Annotated in this window: 15 protein-coding genes; 10 read left to right on the plus strand and 5 right to left on the minus strand. The window is 66.0% G+C overall.

Annotation, left to right across the window (positions count from 1 at the left end):
- The first annotated feature begins 70 nt into the window (after window positions 1–70).
- The 4 genes from ACE3TJ_RS01355 to ACE3TJ_RS01370 are packed head-to-tail and all read left to right on the plus strand — an operon-like array spanning window position 71 to window position 4408.
- Complete coding sequence (locus tag ACE3TJ_RS01355; protein ID WP_374593118.1) at window positions 71–1945, plus strand: TonB-dependent receptor plug domain-containing protein; 1875 nt, start codon at window positions 71–73, stop codon at window positions 1943–1945.
- Window positions 1933–2745, plus strand: a complete 813-nt coding sequence (locus ACE3TJ_RS01360; RefSeq protein WP_374593120.1) for an ABC transporter substrate-binding protein — start codon at window positions 1933–1935, stop codon at window positions 2743–2745. The genes ACE3TJ_RS01355 and ACE3TJ_RS01360 overlap by 13 nt, the downstream gene beginning before the upstream one ends.
- A complete protein-coding gene (locus ACE3TJ_RS01365) occupies window positions 2742–3710 on the plus strand; it encodes a FecCD family ABC transporter permease (protein ID WP_374593122.1) in 969 nt (322 codons plus the stop codon). The genes ACE3TJ_RS01360 and ACE3TJ_RS01365 overlap by 4 nt, the downstream gene beginning before the upstream one ends.
- Window positions 3707–4408 carry an ABC transporter ATP-binding protein gene (locus tag ACE3TJ_RS01370; RefSeq protein ID WP_374593124.1) on the plus strand — a complete coding sequence of 234 codons (702 nt, stop codon included), beginning with the start codon at window positions 3707–3709 and terminating at the stop codon, window positions 4406–4408. Before ACE3TJ_RS01365 ends, ACE3TJ_RS01370 begins: the two co-directional genes overlap by 4 nt.
- Here the strand turns inward: ACE3TJ_RS01370 and ACE3TJ_RS01375 are convergent.
- Complete coding sequence (locus ACE3TJ_RS01375) at window positions 4360–5256, minus strand: LysR family transcriptional regulator (protein WP_374593126.1); 897 nt, start codon at window positions 5254–5256, stop codon at window positions 4360–4362. The two genes, ACE3TJ_RS01370 and ACE3TJ_RS01375, sit on opposite strands and share 49 nt — an antisense overlap.
- Window positions 5257–5355: 99 nt before the next feature.
- On the opposite strand from ACE3TJ_RS01375, the gene ACE3TJ_RS01380 reads away from it, so the two are divergent.
- The 6 genes from ACE3TJ_RS01380 to ACE3TJ_RS01405 are packed head-to-tail and all read left to right on the plus strand — an operon-like array spanning window position 5356 to window position 11935.
- A complete protein-coding gene (locus tag ACE3TJ_RS01380; protein ID WP_374593128.1) occupies window positions 5356–6945 on the plus strand; it encodes a carboxyl transferase domain-containing protein in 1590 nt (529 codons plus the stop codon).
- A gap of 7 nt (window positions 6946–6952) precedes the next feature.
- Entirely contained in the window at window positions 6953–7765 is an 813-nt protein-coding gene (locus tag ACE3TJ_RS01385; protein ID WP_374593130.1) for an enoyl-CoA hydratase-related protein, read from the plus strand.
- Window positions 7758–9746: a biotin carboxylase N-terminal domain-containing protein gene (locus tag ACE3TJ_RS01390; protein ID WP_374593132.1), complete on the plus strand. Its 1989-nt coding sequence runs from the start codon at window positions 7758–7760 to the stop codon at window positions 9744–9746. Before ACE3TJ_RS01385 ends, ACE3TJ_RS01390 begins: the two co-directional genes overlap by 8 nt.
- A complete protein-coding gene (locus ACE3TJ_RS01395) occupies window positions 9743–10906 on the plus strand; it encodes an isovaleryl-CoA dehydrogenase (RefSeq protein WP_374593134.1) in 1164 nt (387 codons plus the stop codon). Before ACE3TJ_RS01390 ends, ACE3TJ_RS01395 begins: the two co-directional genes overlap by 4 nt.
- A gap of 16 nt (window positions 10907–10922) precedes the next feature.
- A complete protein-coding gene (locus ACE3TJ_RS01400; RefSeq protein ID WP_374593136.1) occupies window positions 10923–11435 on the plus strand; it encodes a RidA family protein in 513 nt (170 codons plus the stop codon).
- Window positions 11435–11935 carry a molybdenum cofactor guanylyltransferase gene (locus tag ACE3TJ_RS01405; RefSeq protein ID WP_374593138.1) on the plus strand — a complete coding sequence of 167 codons (501 nt, stop codon included), beginning with the start codon at window positions 11435–11437 and terminating at the stop codon, window positions 11933–11935. The genes ACE3TJ_RS01400 and ACE3TJ_RS01405 overlap by 1 nt, the downstream gene beginning before the upstream one ends.
- On the opposite strand, the gene fabZ is transcribed toward ACE3TJ_RS01405, so the two are convergent.
- Genes fabZ through rseP form a run of 4 tightly spaced genes read right to left on the minus strand, consistent with a single transcriptional unit; the run spans window position 11927 to window position 16707 of the window.
- Window positions 11927–12370, minus strand: a complete 444-nt coding sequence (gene fabZ / locus ACE3TJ_RS01410) for a 3-hydroxyacyl-ACP dehydratase FabZ (RefSeq protein ID WP_374599257.1) — start codon at window positions 12368–12370, stop codon at window positions 11927–11929. The genes ACE3TJ_RS01405 and fabZ overlap by 9 nt on opposite strands.
- Before the next feature lie 32 nt (window positions 12371–12402).
- A complete protein-coding gene (locus ACE3TJ_RS01415; protein WP_374593140.1) occupies window positions 12403–12963 on the minus strand; it encodes an OmpH family outer membrane protein in 561 nt (186 codons plus the stop codon).
- Window positions 12963–15521 (minus strand): outer membrane protein assembly factor BamA, encoded by a 2559-nt coding sequence (bamA, locus tag ACE3TJ_RS01420; protein ID WP_374599259.1) that lies wholly within the window; start codon window positions 15519–15521, stop codon window positions 12963–12965. Before bamA ends, ACE3TJ_RS01415 begins: the two co-directional genes overlap by 1 nt.
- A gap of 55 nt (window positions 15522–15576) precedes the next feature.
- The gene (gene rseP / locus ACE3TJ_RS01425) at window positions 15577–16707 is read right to left on the minus strand and encodes an RIP metalloprotease RseP (protein WP_374599261.1); all 1131 of its coding nucleotides are present in this window, start codon (window positions 16705–16707) and stop codon (window positions 15577–15579) included.
- Between the last annotated feature and the right edge of the window lie 2 nt (window positions 16708–16709).

Genomic DNA, 16709 nt, shown 5'->3' on the forward strand with positions numbered 1-16709 from the left:
GGTCCAGCCGATCGCGTGCGAGCAGTCATGCCCGCTGTGACGATGTGTGAACATAGTCATGGAGGTTGTTATGATTGCTGTATTTCTTCTTTCTGCCGCCGCAATTGTCGATGATGGGACACTGGTCGTCTCCGCCGCGCGCGAACCGGTAGCCTACGGCGACACCGGCGGCGCGCTGACGGTGATCGACGGCGCCGCGATCGAGGCCGTCGCCGTACCCCAGCTCGTTGACATTCTGCGCCTGTCGCCGGGCGTATCCGTGGCGCGTTCCGGACCGACCGGCGCACAGACACAGGTCCGCATTCGCGGCGCCGAGGCGAACCACACGCTCGTTTTCGTCGACGGCATCGCCGCCAACGACCCTGCAACCTCGGGCGAGTTCCGCTGGGAAACCCTGCCCTCGGACGGCATCGCACGCGCAGAAATCCTGCGCGGTCCGCAGTCTGCATTGTGGGGATCAGAAGCAATCGGCGGCGTCGTGTCCGTGACCACCGCTGAACCGGCCGACGGCACACGCATTTTCGGCAGCGCCGAAGCGGGCTCCTTCGGCACGCTTCACGCGGCAGGCGGCGCCAGCATCGGCAGCGACAAGGGCGGCGTGGTCGTGCAGTCCAGCTGGTACGACACCAAGGGCATCGACAGCTTCGGCGGCGGCATCAAGGAACGCGACGGCTATGAATCGCTGATGCTATCCGCGAAAGCCACTGTGCGGCCGATTGAGAACGGCGAACTCGGCATTGTCGTGCGTCACACCAACTCGCTCAGCGAATTCGACGGATACAGTGACGTCACTTTCCTGAGGGACGACACGCTCGACGCGACGCGCATTCGCGCGACCGCGCTGCGCGGGTTCGGACGTGTCGAGACGCTGGAAGGCCGCTGGCGGCACGAGATCTTCGGCAGCTTCGTCACGACCGACAACATCAACCGCGACGGCGACACCTACCTCAACCGCACTGACGCCGAGGTGTTCGAAACCGGCTACCAGACCGGTATCGACTTCGGCAGCGAGGCCTTCCGCCACCGCGTGACCGGCGCAATCGAATATCGCACGCAGCGCTTCGTTGCCGATGACGATACGTATTTCGGCGGCACCAACCAGCGCGTGTCGCGCGACCGTACCAGCTTCGTGCTCGATTACGGCCTGAGCGCGGGAGGGCTCGTGCTTGGCGCGAGCGTACGCCGCGACGAGAACGACGCGTTCAAGGACGCGACGACGTGGCGCACGAGCGGCCGCTACACGCTCGAAAACGGCTTCACCGTCCACGCGAGCGCCGGCAAGGGCGTCACCGACCCGACGTTCACGGAAATGTTCGGCTTCTTCCCCGGCAGCTTCGTCGGCAATCCGAACCTGACGCCGGAGCGTTCAGTCGGCTGGGATGCGGGTGTCGGCTACCGAAAGGGCACGTTCTCGGCAGACGTGACATGGTTCCAGGCCGATCTGGAGAATGAGATTGTCTCGACGTTCGACTCCGCGACCTTCCTCTCGGGCGTCGCCAACGCGACCGGCAAGAGCAAGCGCCGCGGTATCGAAGCCTCGTTCGACGCAAAGCCCCTCACCTGGCTGACGCTCGGCGGCAGCTATACGTGGCTCGACGCAAAGGAAGCTCAGGTTGCGGGTGCGGCGCGGCTGCGCGAAGCCCGGCGTCCGCGGCACAGCGGCAGCCTGCTGGCGACCGCCGATTTCGACGTCGCCTCCGTCACCTTCACGGCGAACTATGTGGGCAACCGCAAGGACACGGATTTCGACAGCTTCCCGGCGCGCGTCGTGACGCTGAAGGACTATGTGCTCGCAACGCTCTCCGGCCGCGTGAAGCTGGGCGGCGACTTCGAGTTGACGGGCCGCATCGAAAACCTGTTCGATGCGACCTATGAAGACGCTTACGGATATCGGACGCAGGGTATCTCCGCCTTCGGCGGCATCCGCGTGAAATGGGGCGGCTGATCGCCTTTCTTGGTCTGCTCGCCTTCGCCGCTACAGCGGCGGAGGCGGCAAACCATGAAGTTTCGGCGGAGGCGGGAACGCCGGCACGCGTCGCCTCCCTCGGGCTTTGCACGGACGAACTGGTGCTGCTGTTGGCCGAACCGGATCAGCTCGTGTCCGTTTCGTTCCTGGGGCACGACCTTCGCGAGACGCCGCTCGCCCCCAAGGCGCGTGGTCTGCACAGCAATGACGGCCGCTTCAGCTCGGTCGCGCACCTGAAACCCGATCTCGTCATCACCGGTGGCGCAGTGAACCGCTTCGCGCGCGAACTTGCCGAGCGAACCGGAACACGCGTGGTCGACGTGCCGCCGCCGCAGACGCTTGCCGCGCTTCGAGACAATATACGAACGGTTGCCGCCGTGCTCGGGCATCCGGCGCGCGGCGCGGCGCTGATCGGCTGGATGGATGCTAAGCTGAAGGCCGCTCCAGCCCGCGCGAATGATGCGCTGATGGTCGTTGCAGGCGGACTGACGCCCGACGTGCATTCGATCGCCGCCGAACTTCTTGCGCACGCGGGCATCCGGCAGATGGTGATGTCGTCCAGCCGTGTTTCGCTGGAAGGGCTTGTGGCCACGCCGCCGCCGCTCCTCATCCTCAGCCGTTACCGCGCCGACCAATTTTCGCTTCCGCAGGAATGGCTTGGAACAGCGACACGTCTTTCGGGTCGAAAGCCCGCATATGTCGACGGGCGGTTCTGGTCCTGCCCCGGCCCGCTGGCGGCGGCCGATGTCGCACGGCTTCGCGCGGAGATCACACAATGAGCGCGGGACGCCTTTGCCTGATCCTGGGCGGAGTGCTCGTCCTTGTGGCGGCAGCGTCGCTGATCGTAGGCGACGTGCCGATCCTCGGTCTTCTGAAGCGTGACCCAGCGCTTGCCCATATGCTGATCGTCGAGCTTCGATTGCCGCGGCTGGTGCTTGCGGCGTCGGCGGGCGCGGCACTGGGGCTCTGCGGCGCGGCGCTCCAAGGTCTCCTCCGCAATCCACTCTCATCACCCGACATTCTCGGCACCTCGGCGGGCGCGGCGCTTGGCGCGGTCGTTTCAGCCTATTTCCTGGGGCTTTCCGGCACGCTCGCGATGGCGGGGGGCGGCATCGCGGGGGCGCTGATCGCGCTACTTCTGCTGCTGGCGCTCGCCGGGCGCGGGGCGTCCTCGGCGACCCTGATTCTTGCGGGTGTCGCAATCTCGGCGCTTGGCGGGGCGATGATGAACCTCGCGCTCGCGCTCGCGCCCTCGCCCTTCGCCTTCTATGACATCATGTTCTGGCTGCTCGGCTCGTTCGCCGATCGCAATCTCGGCCACGTGAGCGTCGGCCTTCCCGCCATGCTCGCCGGAAGTCTCCTCGTGCTTTCCGCCGCTCGCGGTCTCGATGCGCTGGCGCTCGGCGAGGATGTCGCCGCGACGCTGGGCCACGACGTGCGGCTGATGCGCTGGCGGATCGTCGGGGGCAGCGCGGTCGCGGTGGGCGGCGCGGTGGCCGTGGCGGGTATCATCGGCTTTGTGGGCCTGATCGTGCCGCATCTGGTGCGGCCACTGGTACGGAACCGCCCCGGCCCCGCGCTGTTGCCGAGCGCAATCGCGGGCGCGGCGCTGCTGGTGGCGGCGGATATTGTCACGCGCTTTCCGCTGAACGGCAAGACGCTGCCCATCGGCGTGGTGACAGCGATGCTGGGGGCGCCGTTCTTTCTGTGGCTGATCCTCTCCCGACGCGGGATGCCGTCGTGAGCGGTCTCGTCGCGACCGCCATCGCACGGGCGCACCTGAAAGGCGCGATCGATATTGCCATCGCACGCGGCGAGATCGTGGGGCTGATCGGACCGAACGGATCCGGCAAGACGACGCTGCTCCGCGCGCTGGCGGGGCTGACCACCGGACGCGGGACGATCACCGCAGACGGAAGAGTGCTGAGCGAGATGACGGCCGCGGAGCGAGCCCGGTGTATCGCTTACATGCCCGCCGGGCGCCGCGTCGACTGGCCTATGCGCGCCGACGACATCGTCGCGCTTTCGGGTGCGGGCGAGCCTGCCGTGTCGGAAGCATTGGCGCGCGTCGGCATGGCGGCATTCGCCGCGCGGCAGGTGGACACGCTCTCTACGGGCGAGCGCGCGCGCGTCCTGCTGGCGCGGGCGCTTGCGGGCCGGGCGGACTGGCTTTTGCTCGACGAACCGACCGCGAACCTCGATCCGGGACATGAACTCGATGTGCTTGCGCTGCTTCGCGCCGAGGCGGCGCACGGGGCCGGGGTGCTGGCGTCCTTTCACAATCTCGCGCTCGCGGAGGCGCATTGCGACCGGTGCATGCTGATGGCGGAGGGGTGCATTGTCGCTGAAGGCGCGCCCTCTGCGGTGCTGACCGAAGCGAATCTGGCGGCTGTTTACGGAATTGCGCGCGACGGCGCGGGCTGGCGGCGGAACGCATCCTGAACGAGTGACGTCATGCGTGCGACGTCGCTCTGCAGCGCCATAGCAACGGGGCTTTGCAGCACGGCGAGCGTGCGCGTGCGATCGAAGCCGGACAGGCGCCGCTGGACGATGCCCGGGGCGCTGTAGGACGCGGGCATGACCGTGACGCCGAGACCGGCGGCCACCATCGCCAATGCGCGTTCCTCCTGCACCGTACGGTAGGCGAGCGGCGGGCGGACGCCGTGGCCGGTGAAATGCCGGCTGACCTCGCTCAGCACCTCGCAGCGGCGGCGGACGACCATCGGCGTGCTGTGCAGGGCGTCCGACAGCACCGGGTCCGATGCTGCAAGTGGATGGCCTTCGGGCATCATCAACAGATAGGGCTCCTCCCCCACGGCAACCGGCGAATATTTCTCCGTGCCCGTGCGCATCAGGGTGAGCGCCATGTCGACGCGGCCTTGATCGAGGCGGGTGACGAGTTCCGCATCGCTGCCTTCGACGATCTCGAGGCCATTGGCGCCGTCGATGGATTGCCAGTCACGCACCAGCTGCTCGCCGATGCTGGCAGGGACGGTGTGGAGCAGGCCGAGGCGCAGCGCGCGGCGGCGGGCGGGCTCGCCGATCTCGCCGAGCGCGGCGTTGTATTCCTGCATGATGTTGCGCGCGCGCTGGAGGAAGCGGGCGCCGGCTTCGGTAAGTTCCACGCGGCGCGCGGAGCGGACGAACAGCGAGACGCCGAGTTCCCTCTCCAGCTTCGCGACGCCTGCGGAAAGCGTCGGCTGGGTGACGTTCACACGCGCTGCCGCCGCCGTAAAACTGCCGGTCTCGACGATCGCGAGGAAGTAGCGCAGGAGGTAGCCGTCAATCATAGATGTCATCTATGCGAAACCGAAGGCGCATTCAATTAAGACCGAATCCCTTCCGCGTGCTATTCCCACTCGGAACGAAGCTGAGGGGATGATCGACCGATGGCCGTAGTCGGCACGCAGGCGAATGCTATCGACCCGGAATTCAAGGCAAACGCGGAGGCGATGCGGGCGCTCGTCGCCGATCTGCGCGAGCGCTCGGCGCAGATCGCGCTCGGCGGCAACGCGGACTCGCGCGAACGCCACACCGCACGCGGCAAGCTGCTGCCCCGCGAGCGTGTGGAGCGGCTGCTTGATCCCGGCACCGCCTTTCTCGAACTCTCGCTGTTCGCCGGTTACGACGTCTATGACGATGAGGTGCCCGCCGCAGGCGTAATCGCAGGCGTCGGCCAGATCGCCGGGCGGAGCTGCGTGATCGTGTGCAACGACGCCACGGTGAAGGGCGGCACTTACTATCCGCTGACCGTGAAGAAGCACCTGCGCGCGCAGGAAGTGGCACGGCAGAACCGCCTGCCATGCGTCTACCTCGTCGATTCCGGCGGCGCGAATCTCCCCAATCAGGACGAGGTGTTCCCCGACCGCGACCATTTCGGGCGCATCTTCTACAATCAGGCGACCATGTCCGCCGAAGGCATCGCGCAGATCGCGGTGGTGATGGGCAGCTGCACGGCGGGCGGCGCCTACGTGCCCGCCATGTCCGACGAGAGCATCATCGTGCGCAATCAAGGCACGATCTTCCTTGGTGGGCCCCCGCTGGTGAAAGCCGCGACCGGCGAGGAAGTGACGGCGGAAGACCTTGGCGGCGGCGACGTGCACGCGCGCATCTCCGGCGTGGTCGACCATCTTGCGAACGACGACGCGCACGCGCTTTCGATCGCCCGGGGCATCGTCGCCACCCTCCCCGCGCCCCGCGCGCCGGAGGTTGCCGTACAGGCGCCCAGGCCGCCACGCCACGATCCATCCGAGATTTACGGCCTGATCCCCGCCGACACGCGGCATCCGGTCGATGTGCGCGAGATCATCGCCCGCGTCGTCGACGACAGCGCGCTCGACGAGTTCAAGGCGCTGTACGGCGAAACGCTCGTCACAGGCTTCGCGCATATCGAAGGCTATCCCGTTGGCATCGTCGCCAACAACGGCATCCTGTTTTCGGAAAGCGCGCAGAAAGGCGCGCACTTCATCGAGCTGTGCTGCCAGCGCAAAGTGCCGCTCCTGTTCCTGCAGAACATCTCCGGCTTCATGGTCGGCAGGCGCTACGAGAACGAGGGCATCGCCCGCCACGGCGCGAAGATGGTGACGGCGGTCGCCTGCGCCGCCGTGCCGAAGTTCACCGTGGTGATCGGCGGCAGCTTCGGCGCGGGCAATTACGGCATGTGCGGCCGCGCCTATTCGCCCCGCTTCCTGTGGATGTGGCCGAACGCGCGCATTTCCGTGATGGGCGGCGAGCAGGCGGCGTCGGTGCTCGCCACCGTGAAGCGCGGCGGCTTCAAGACCAAGGCCGAGGAAGACGCGTTCAAGGCGCCGATCCGTGAGCAGTATGAGAAGCAGGGCCATCCTTATTACGCCAGTGCCCGCCTGTGGGACGATGGCATCATCGATCCCGCCGACACGCGCACGGTCGTGGCGCTCGGCCTCGCCGCCTCGCTGAACGCGGCCGTCCCCGAAACGCGCTTCGGCACGTTCCGGATGTGAGGCGGCGATGAACGATAACACCGCTTCCAACACACTCAGCTTCACGCTCGATGAAAACAACGTCGCGCGCGTGACGCTCAATCGCCCTGAACGGCATAACGCCTTCAACGCCGAGCTTATCGCAGCGCTGAAAGGCACGTTCGATGCCATCGCGCAGATGGATGGTGTTCGCGCGGTCGTGCTTTCTGGCGAAGGCAAGAGCTTCTCGGCGGGCGCGGACCTTGAGTACATGCGCGCCGCCGGAAGCTGGAGCGAGGCGGAGAACGTCGCTGACGGCCAGCGGCTTTCGGACATGCTCGCCAGCATCGCCGCCTGCCCGGTACCCGTGATCGCCATCGCCAAGGGCAATATCTTCGGCGGCGGTGTCGGGCTCGTCGCGTGCGCGGACATGGTGGTGGGCATCGACGGCGTGAAGTTCCGGCTTTCGGAAGTCCGCCTCGGCCTCACCCCCGCGACGATCTCGCCGTTCGTGATCGCCGCCATCGGCGCGCGGCAGGCCAAGCGCTGGTTCACCACCGCCGAGCTCTTCGGTCTTCCCGAAGCGCGCGAGATGGGGCTGGTGCATGTCGGCGTCGCCGATCTCCGCGATGCCGACGCGCAGGTGGATGCGTGGGTGGACGCCATCCTGGAAGCCGCGCCGGGCGCGGTGATCGACGCCAAGGCGCTCGTTACCGATTTCGCGGGGCGCGAGACCACGCCAGAGCTTCGCACCGATAGCGCCCGCCGTATCGCCGCGCGGCGCGCGACGGACGAAGCCGCCGAGGGCCTTACCGCCTTTCTTGAGAAACGCCGGCCATATTGGATGAAGACCGATGCGTAAGCTGCTGATTGCCAACCGGGGCGAGATCGCCCGCCGCATCATCCGCACCGCGCACCGGATGGGCATCGAAACCGTCGCCGTCTATTCCGAAGCGGATGCAGATGCGCCGCACGTGCATGAGGCCGGGCAAGCCGTGCTGATCGGCCCCGCCCCGGCTTCGGAATCGTACCTGCTTGTCGACCGCCTCCTCGATGCCGCCGCGCGCACGAACGCCGACGCCGTGCATCCCGGTTACGGCTTCCTCTCCGAGAACGCCAAGTTCGCGCTCGCCGTGCGCGATGCGGGGCTGACGTTCGTCGGCCCGCCGGTGAAGGCCATCGACGCGATGGGCCTGAAAGACACTGCCAAGAAGCTGATGAAGACCGCGGGCGTGCCCGTCACCCCCGGCTATCAGGGCGACGACCAGAGCCTCGCGCGGCTGGAAGCAGCCTCGAAGGCGGTCGGCTATCCGCTGCTGATCAAGGCGGTTGCGGGCGGCGGCGGCAAGGGGATGCGGCGCGTGGACGACGCGTCCGAATTCGCGGACGCGCTTATCGCAGCGAAGCGCGAGGGCGAGAAGTCGTTCGGCAACGACGGTGTGATGATCGAGAAGCTGATCCTGCGCCCCCGCCACGTCGAGGTGCAGGTGTTCGCGGACCGGCACGGCAATGCCGTACACCTGTTCGAGCGCGACTGTTCGCTGCAGCGCCGCCATCAGAAGGTGATCGAGGAGGCCCCTGCCCCCGGGCTTTCCGCCGCGCTCCGCAAGGCGCTCGGCGCGGCAGCGGTGAAGGCCGCGACCGCGATCGGCTACGAGGGCGCAGGCACGATCGAGTTCATTCTCGATTGCGACGACGTCGACACCACCGGTGATCCGAAGTTCTACTTCATGGAGATGAACACCCGGCTGCAGGTCGAGCACCCGGTGACGGAGTTCATCACCGGCACCGATCTCGTCGAGTGGCAGATCCGGGTGGCGCGCGGCGAGAATCTGCCGCTGACGCAGGATCAGCTGCGTATCGAGGGCCATGCGGTCGAGGCACGGCTTTACGCTGAAGACCCCGAGAGCGGCTTCCTGCCTTCCACGGGGCGGCTGCGCCAGCTCGTCTATCCCGAAGGCCGTCCGGGCGTGCGCATCGACAGCGGCGTCGTGGAAGGCGGCGAGATCAGCATCCACTACGACCCGATGATCGCCAAGGTGATTGCTCACGGGGCCGACCGCCAGAGCGCCATCGACCGGCTGGTCGGCGCGCTCGACGCCACGATCGTGGAGGGTGTGCGAACGAACCGCGCCTTCCTTGCGCGGCTCGTCGATCATCCGTCGTTCCGCGACGGCGATGTGGACACCGGTTTCATCGCGCGCCACGCGGAGAGTCTGAAACCGCCGACAGACATTCCGGACCGTGTGCTGGCGCTGGCGGCGCTGAGCCGTGTCGGCGGTTATAATCCGCCGTCGGCACAGACGATGTTCGAGCGCGCGGGCGCGTGGCGGATGAACCTGCCGAGTCGTCGCCATGTCGATCTGTTCCCCGAGGGCGGCGAGAAGCGCACGCTGACGCTGACCCCGGAGGGTGCCGGATACCGTATCGAAGGCCTCGATGCGCCGGTGAGCGGCGCCGCGGCGTGGACCGGGCCGCAGAGCATCGAGGGCGATCTTGGCGGTGAGCTGCTGCGCGCGACGATCGTGGAACGCGAGCACGGCTTCGAGCTTCGCGTCGGCGGCCGCGTTTTCACGGTGCGCACAGCGGCGCCGGATGCCGACGCGCCCGAGGGCGGCAGCGGACGCATCACTGCGCCGATGCCGGGCCGTGTGCTCGCCGTGTTCGTGAAGCCGGGCGACAAGGTGGAAGCCGGTGCGCGTCTGCTCGTGCTGGAAGCGATGAAAATGGAAAACCGCATGACCGCACCGGTTTCGGGCACGGTCGCGAAGGTCGGCGTGGCGGAGGGCGACCAGGTCGCCGAAGGCACGCTGCTGGTTGAAATCGAAAGCGAGGACCAATGAGCCTGTCCCTTCTCAATTTCGCCCACGGCGAAACCATCGACATGCTGCGTGAAACCGTGCGTGCGTTCGCGCAGGACAAAATCGCGCCGCGCGCCGCGCAGATCGACGCGGAGAACAAGTTCCCGCGCGATCTTTGGCCGGAGCTTGGCGCGCTCGGCCTTCACGGCATCACCGTTTCGGAGGAGGACGGCGGCTCTGGGCTCGGCTACCTCGCGCACGTGGTGGCGATGGAAGAGATCAGCCGCGCTTCGGCCTCGGTGGGCCTCAGCTATGGCGCGCATTCCAACCTCTGCATCAACCAGCTGAAGCGCTGGGGCACGGCCGAGCAGAAGGCGAAGTATCTGCCGAAGCTGATTTCCGGCGAGCATGTGGGCAGCCTTGCCATGTCAGAGCCCGGTTCCGGGTCGGACGTCGTCTCGATGCGCCTCAAGGCCGAGCGCAAGAACGACTGCTATGTGCTCAACGGCAACAAGATGTGGATCACCAACGGGCCGGAGGCGGACACGCTGATCGTCTACGCCAAGACTGACCCCGAGGCCGGCCCGCGCGGCATCACCGCGTTTCTCATCGAGCGCGGCTTCAAGGGCTTCTCGACGGCGCAGAAGCTCGACAAGCTCGGGATGCGTGGTTCGGACACGTGCGAGCTGGTGTTCGAGGATTGCGAAGTGCCTTACGAGAACATCGTCGGCGAAGAGGGCAAGGGCGTGAACGTGCTCATGTCCGGGCTCGACTACGAGCGTGTGGTGCTTTCGGGCGGCCCGCTCGGCATCATGGCCGCGGCGCTCGACGTCGTCGTGCCCTATGTCCACGAGCGCAAGCAGTTCGGAAAGGCCATCGGCACCTTCCAGCTCATGCAGGGCAAGATCGCCGACATGTACGTGACCTTCTCCACGGCGCGCTCCTACGTTTACGCCGTGGCGCAGGCGTGCGACCGGGGCGAGACGACGCGCAAGGACGCGGCGGGCTGCATCCTCTATTCCGCCGAGAAGGCGACATGGATGGCACTCGAAGCGATTCAGACACTTGGCGGCAACGGCTACATCAACGAGTATCCGACCGGACGCCTGCTGCGCGACGCCAAGCTCTACGAGATCGGCGCGGGCACGAGCGAAATTCGCCGCTACCTCATCGGCCGCGAGCTGTTCGAGGAAACTGCCTGACCTGAAAGGACCGCCCATGCGCCGACTGCTGCCGTTTCTCCTGATGATGATCGCGGCACCGGCGCTGGCGGCGACGCCTGAGGAACGGCTTGCGGCAGCGGGGCACACCCTGCCGCCTGCGCCGAAGCCTGCGGCGACCTATGTGACATCGGTCGAAACCGGGAACCTGCTGTTTCTCTCCGGCCATATCGACTGCATCGGTGGGGGCAAGCGCGGCAAGGTGGGTGCCGACGTCACGCTCGATGAGGGCAAGGCCGAAGCGCAGCGCGTCGGTCTCTGTATGCTGGCGACGATCAAGGACGCGCTCGGCGGCGACCTTTCGCGCGTGAAGCGCTTTGTGCGCATCCTCGGCATGGTGAACAGCGCGCCGGATTTCGTCCAGCACCCACAGGTCATCAACGGCTTTTCGGAATTGATGAAAACGGCGTTCGGCGACGCTGGGCTCGCCGCGCGCTCGGCCGTGGGTGTGGCTTCGCTACCCGCGGGCTATGCGGTCGAGATCGAGGCGACGATCGAAATCGCGCGCTGATGCGCATTCTCGGTGCCGTGCTCGCAGGTGGGGAAAGCCGCCGCTTCGGGAGCGACAAGGCTGAGGCCCTGCTGGATGGCAAACGCCTGATCGACCACGCCGCCGCCAGCATCGCGGCCTTCTGTGAAACCGTGGTGATCGTGGGGCGTACCGGGGGTGTCCCGGATCGCCCTGCCCCCGGCCTTGGTCCGCTCGGAGGCTTGTGCGGTGCGCTCACTTACGGGGCGGAAGCGGGCTTCGAGGCCGTGTTGACGACAGCCTGTGATGTGCCGGACCTGTCCGAGCTGCTGCTGTCGGCACTGGCGGCGTCGCCGCCCGCCGTGGTCGCTAGCCTGCCGGTCGTCGGCGTGTGGCCCACATCGTTCGCGGGCCCGCTCGCGGATTATCTCGAAAGCGGATCGCCGCGCGCCATGCGGGCGTGGTGCGAGACGGCGAGCGCAACGATGGTGGCGTGGCCGGAGCCGATCCGGAACATCAATCGGCCAGAGGACCTACGCTGAGGGCGGGTCCGCGATCATTGCGGTGAAACTGCATTCCGCCGCGACCTTGCCGCCAACGATGCTGGCCACGCCGTTGAACTTGCAGACCCGCGAGCGGCGCTGCGCGAATTCGACGTCGAGGTTCAGGAGAACGCCCGGCTCGACTGGCTGGCGGAATTTGGCGTTTTCGATCGCCATGAACAGCACCAGCTTGCCGAGCGCCTCGTCGCCGAGCGACTTCATCGCGAGCACGCCCGCGGTCTGCGCGAGCGCCTCGACGATCAGCACGCCCGGCATGATCGGGCGCTGGGGGAAGTGGCCCTGGAAGAACGGCTCATTGATCGTCACCGCCTTGATGCCGCGCGCGCGCTCGTTCGGCACGAAATCGACCACGCGGTCGACGAGCAGCATGGGATAGCGGTGCGGGAGCAGTGCCATCACTGCTCCCACCTCGATCGCGTCGAAGCTTTCCGACAAGGCCCTGGCCGTTACTTCTGCGCCGGGGCGGCCGGCGGGTTCACGTTGACGCGCGGCAGCGCCGAGTTGAGGCGCGTCATCACCTCGTTCGTCACGTCGAGCGACTGCGCGGTGGCGAGCGTCACGTCACGGTCGAGCGCGAGGCTCGCGCCCTTCTCACGCATCACGGCGGTGATGATCGGGTTCACGGCTTCGAGAATCTGCTGGCGCACGTACTGCACGGAACGGGCATAATCCTGCTCCTTGCCGCGCACTTCGTTCTCGGCGGTCACCTGGCGCTGCTGAAGCTCCTTGGCCTTCGCCTGGAACGCTTCCTTCGCCATCGACGGCTGCGCCTTCTGCAGGCTCTCGTACTCGCCGCGGAACTGGTCGCCGAGCGTCTTGGCGCGCGCCTGCACGCTTTCGAATTTCGCCTTCAGCTGCGGCTCGGCGCTCTTCGAAGCCGCCGACTCCGCCGCGATGCGGCCCATGTCGACGACGACGATCGGCGGTGCTGCCTGTGCCAGCGCAACAGTCGGAAGCGCCGTGAACGCGAGAGCGCCGGCAATGACGGCGCGAGTAAGCATTTTCATCAGAATTGGGTCCCTACGTTGAATTGGAACAATTTGGTATCATCGCCGTCCTGTTTGACGAGCGCCTTGGCGACGTCAATACGGAACGGGCCGAATGGAGAGTTCCAGTTGACGCCGAAGCCGACGGCGACACGCGGCTTCCAAGTGTCGCCCAGGTAGAACTCCTTGAAGCCGGCTTGATATGTCGGATCGCCGTTGGCGTCGACGCCGGTCTGAATTTGCCGGATATCCTGCAGGTCCGTGGACGGATCGAAATCCGTGTTCCACAGCGCACCGACATCGACGAATACCGACGGCCGGAGGCCCATCTCGGCGGCGCCTGCGCTCAGCGGAATCTGCACCTCGGCGCGCACCTGATAATAGGTCTCGCCGCCGATCGAGTCGTCCTGCGCCCCGCTGTTGTCGGTCAGCAGCGTGTAGTCCGCCGGATCGGAAGCGCTTGCGCTGTCATAGTAGCGGCGGATCACGCGCGGGCCGATGCCGCGGATGTCGAAGCCGCGCATACGCGGTTCGCCGAGGAAGAAGCGGTCGGTGAGGCGAATGTTGTCGCCGCCCCAGCCGAATATATAGCCCGCTTCAAGCCCGAGGTTCAGGATGAAGCCGCTGCCGAACAGGTTCCAGTACTTGTCGGCGTTGAGGCGCGAGCGCACGTACTGCACACTGCCCCCGACACCCGCGATGTCCTGGCTGACCATGAAGCGATGGCCTGCGCTCGGACGGATCGCATTGTTGCGCGTGTCGTAGGCGATCGAATAGCCGAGCGAGGAGGTCGTGCGCTTGCCGACCGCATCGCAAAGGAAGCGGCCCGCGAGCAGCGGATTGCAGACGCCGTTCGTGTAGAAGGTGCTCTGGTCGAGCGACACATCGTCGTAGCTGAGGCCGTAGCGGAAGGATGCCGACCAGAATTCAGTGATCGGGAAGCCCGTGCGAATCTGGAAACCGGTGGTCGACTGCTCGTAAGTGGTATCGCGGTCGCCGTTCCCGAGGAAGCGGAAGCTATTGTAATCGCGCCGGAAGATGTCGCCCCCGAGCGCGAGGTTGCGCCCGAATAGATACGGCTCGGTGAAGCCCAGCTCGACCGACTGCGAATATTTCGACCAGTTGACCGAGGCCCGGAGTTCCTGGCCCATGCCGCGGAAGTTGCGCTGCCGGATCGACAGGTTGACGAGGAAGTTCTCGAGGCTGGAATAGCCTGCCGAGACCTGAAGCTCGCCGGTCGCCTGCTCCTCGAGGTTGGCTTCGAGGATCACCTTGTCCGGCCCCGAGCCCTGCTTTTGCTGGATTTCGAGGTTTTCCTGGAAGTAGCCGAGGCTCTGGATGCGGTCGCGCGAGCGCTTGACGCGGAAGCTGTTGAAGGCGTCGCCCTCCGCGAGGCGGAACTCGCGGCGGATCACATGATCCTTGGTGATCGTGTTGCCGTTGATCTCGACACGCTCCACGTAAACGCGCGGCGTTTCGTTGATGACGAACGTCACCCCCATCTCGCGCTTTTCCTTGTCGCGGTTGAAGCGGGGGTTGATGTCGGCAAATGCGTAGCCGAGGAGACCGACCGATTCCGACAGGCTCGTCACCGTGTCCTCGATCTCCTTGGCATTGTACCAGTCGCCCTGCTTCATCGGAAGCATGCGCTTGAAGTTCTCTTCCTTGATGTCGCGGATCTGGCTTTCGAGATCGACCTCGCCGAACTTGTAGCGCTCGCCTTCCTCCACCACGTAGGTGATGATGAAGTCCTTGCGGTCCGGCGTCAGCTCGGCGACCGACGACACCACGCGGAAGTCCGCATAGCCCTGCGTCAGGTAATATTGGCGCAGCTTCTGCTGGTCATAGGCCGAGCGATCGGGATCGTACGTGTCGTTCGAGGTGAAGAACTTGTACCACTTGGCTTCCTTGGTGGCCATTTCGCCGCGCAGGTCGCCATCCGAGAACTTGGTGTTGCCGACGATGTTGATGCGGCGGACCTTGGACTTGGGCCCCTCGTCGATCTCGAACACCACATCGACGCGGTTCTGGTCGAGCTGGACGATCTTGGGCTCGACGGCAGCGGCGAAGCGGCCCTGGCGCCGATACAGCTCCAGGATGCGGGCGACGTCCGCGCGCGCCTTGGAGCGCGTGAAGATCTGGCGCGGCGCGAGCTTGATCTCGTCCTTGAACTTCTCGTCCTTCACGCGCTTGTTGCCTTCAAGCACGATGCGGTTGACGACGGGGTTCTCGCGCACGTCGACGATCAGCTCGCCGTCTCGGTCGCGGATCGTCACGTCCGCGAAGAGCTCGGTCGCGTAGAGGTCCTTCAGCGCGCGGTCGAGTCGGTTGCGATCGTAGCTGTCGCCGGCCGACAGACCCACGTACGAGCGCACCGTCTCCGGCTCCAGACGCTCCGCACCGCGGATCGTGATCGAACGCACAACACCAGACTGCTGGGCGGCGGCAGTGGGCGCGGGCGTGGCTTCCGGGGCCGCTGGCGCAGGCTGCGCGTCTTGCGCCAGCGCGGGCTGCGACAGGCCGAGCGCACTGCCGAGGAGCAGTGCAGAGACCCAGTTACGATGCATGGCGGCCGGCATCAGCGTCTGTTGGCCCACAGGTTCCCCACTCTCGTTCAAATCTTATGGCCGCATCTCAGCCGATTAGCCCGGCGACATGCTTGAACACGCCAAAAGATGCAAGGTCGTTCCAGGTTACGATCAGCATGAAGGAGATGAGAAGTGCAAAGCCGGTCATGAAAGCCCACTCCTGCACCTGCGGCGGAATCGGCTTCCGGCGCACAGCCTCCGCTGCGTAGATCGCGAGGTGCCCCCCATCCAGCATCGGGATGGGAAGCAGGTTGATGAAGCCAAGGTTGATCGAGACGAGCGCCATCAGGTTCACGAAGGCCTCGATGCCCATCGTACCCGCCTGCCCCGAGACCTCCGCGATCTTGAGCGGTCCGCCGAGTTCCTTCACGGAACGCCTGCCGGTGACGATCTGAACGAGGCCTTCCACCATCATGCCCGTGGTGTCGAACACCGCCTCGGTTCCGTACCAGAGCGATTCCACGGGGCCGCGCTCGATAACGCCGCGCTCTTCACCGATGAGGCCGATGCGCGGGATCTTGAAGGTCTTGCCGAAGCGATCCTTCTCCTCGATGAGGTCGGGTGTCAGCACGATGTTGCGCACCGAGCCCCCACGCTCGAAATCGACCGAAACGGGCGTACCGGGGTTGATCATCACGATGCCGATGATGTCCTCGAACCGCTCGATCGCCTTGCCATCCACCTTGAGGATACGGTCGCCGGGGGCGAGCCCTGCCCTGTCCGCCGCCGATTCCGTCACGATGTTGGAAACGACGGGCGAAGTGTAGCTCTGGCCGTAAATCGCGATGAACGTCGCGAAGATCAGGATCGCCGCCGCGAAGTTTACGAACGGCCCCGCCGCGACGATGATCGCGCGCTGCCACAGCGGCTTGAAGGCGAACAGGAATGGCTTTTCGGCCGGATTCACGCGCGCAGCCTCCTGCGGCAGGCTCGCAGCGTTGGCATCGCCGGTAAACTTCACATAGCCGCCGAGCGGCAACCAGCCGACCTTCCAGCGCTCGCCGCGCCGATTCGTCCAGCCGAAGATCTCCCGGCCGAAACCGATCGAGAAGCTGTCCACCGCCGTGTTGAACATGCGCCCGGCGAGGTAATGGCCCATCTCGTGGATGAACACGAGCGGGCTGATCATCGCCACGAACATCAGGATCGTGAACAGGATCCCCGGAGACGGCAGGATTT

It is taken from the genome of Sphingosinicella sp., from assembly GCF_041916975.1.
In the GTDB taxonomy this organism is placed as follows: domain Bacteria; phylum Pseudomonadota; class Alphaproteobacteria; order Sphingomonadales; family Sphingomonadaceae; genus Sphingosinicella.

Excerpts from the sequence above, each read along its gene's own strand:
- ACE3TJ_RS01390 (WP_374593132.1), top strand. The coding sequence starts at position 7,758 with ATGCGTAAGCTGCTGATTGCCAACCGGGGCGAGATCGCCCGCCGCATC.
- ACE3TJ_RS01355 (WP_374593118.1), top strand. The coding sequence starts at position 71 with ATGATTGCTGTATTTCTTCTTTCTGCCGCCGCAATTGTCGATGATGGG.
- bamA (WP_374599259.1), bottom strand. The coding sequence starts at position 15,521 with ATGCCGGCCGCCATGCATCGTAACTGGGTCTCTGCACTGCTCCTCGGC.
- ACE3TJ_RS01360 (WP_374593120.1), top strand. The coding sequence starts at position 1,933 with ATGGGGCGGCTGATCGCCTTTCTTGGTCTGCTCGCCTTCGCCGCTACA.
- ACE3TJ_RS01400 (WP_374593136.1), top strand. The coding sequence starts at position 10,923 with ATGCGCCGACTGCTGCCGTTTCTCCTGATGATGATCGCGGCACCGGCG.
- ACE3TJ_RS01415 (WP_374593140.1), bottom strand. The coding sequence starts at position 12,963 with ATGAAAATGCTTACTCGCGCCGTCATTGCCGGCGCTCTCGCGTTCACG.
- ACE3TJ_RS01375 (WP_374593126.1), bottom strand. The coding sequence starts at position 5,256 with ATGATTGACGGCTACCTCCTGCGCTACTTCCTCGCGATCGTCGAGACC.
- ACE3TJ_RS01395 (WP_374593134.1), top strand. The coding sequence starts at position 9,743 with ATGAGCCTGTCCCTTCTCAATTTCGCCCACGGCGAAACCATCGACATG.
- ACE3TJ_RS01385 (WP_374593130.1), top strand. The coding sequence starts at position 6,953 with ATGAACGATAACACCGCTTCCAACACACTCAGCTTCACGCTCGATGAA.
- ACE3TJ_RS01365 (WP_374593122.1), top strand. The coding sequence starts at position 2,742 with ATGAGCGCGGGACGCCTTTGCCTGATCCTGGGCGGAGTGCTCGTCCTT.
- ACE3TJ_RS01380 (WP_374593128.1), top strand. The coding sequence starts at position 5,356 with ATGGCCGTAGTCGGCACGCAGGCGAATGCTATCGACCCGGAATTCAAG.
- ACE3TJ_RS01405 (WP_374593138.1), top strand. The coding sequence starts at position 11,435 with ATGCGCATTCTCGGTGCCGTGCTCGCAGGTGGGGAAAGCCGCCGCTTC.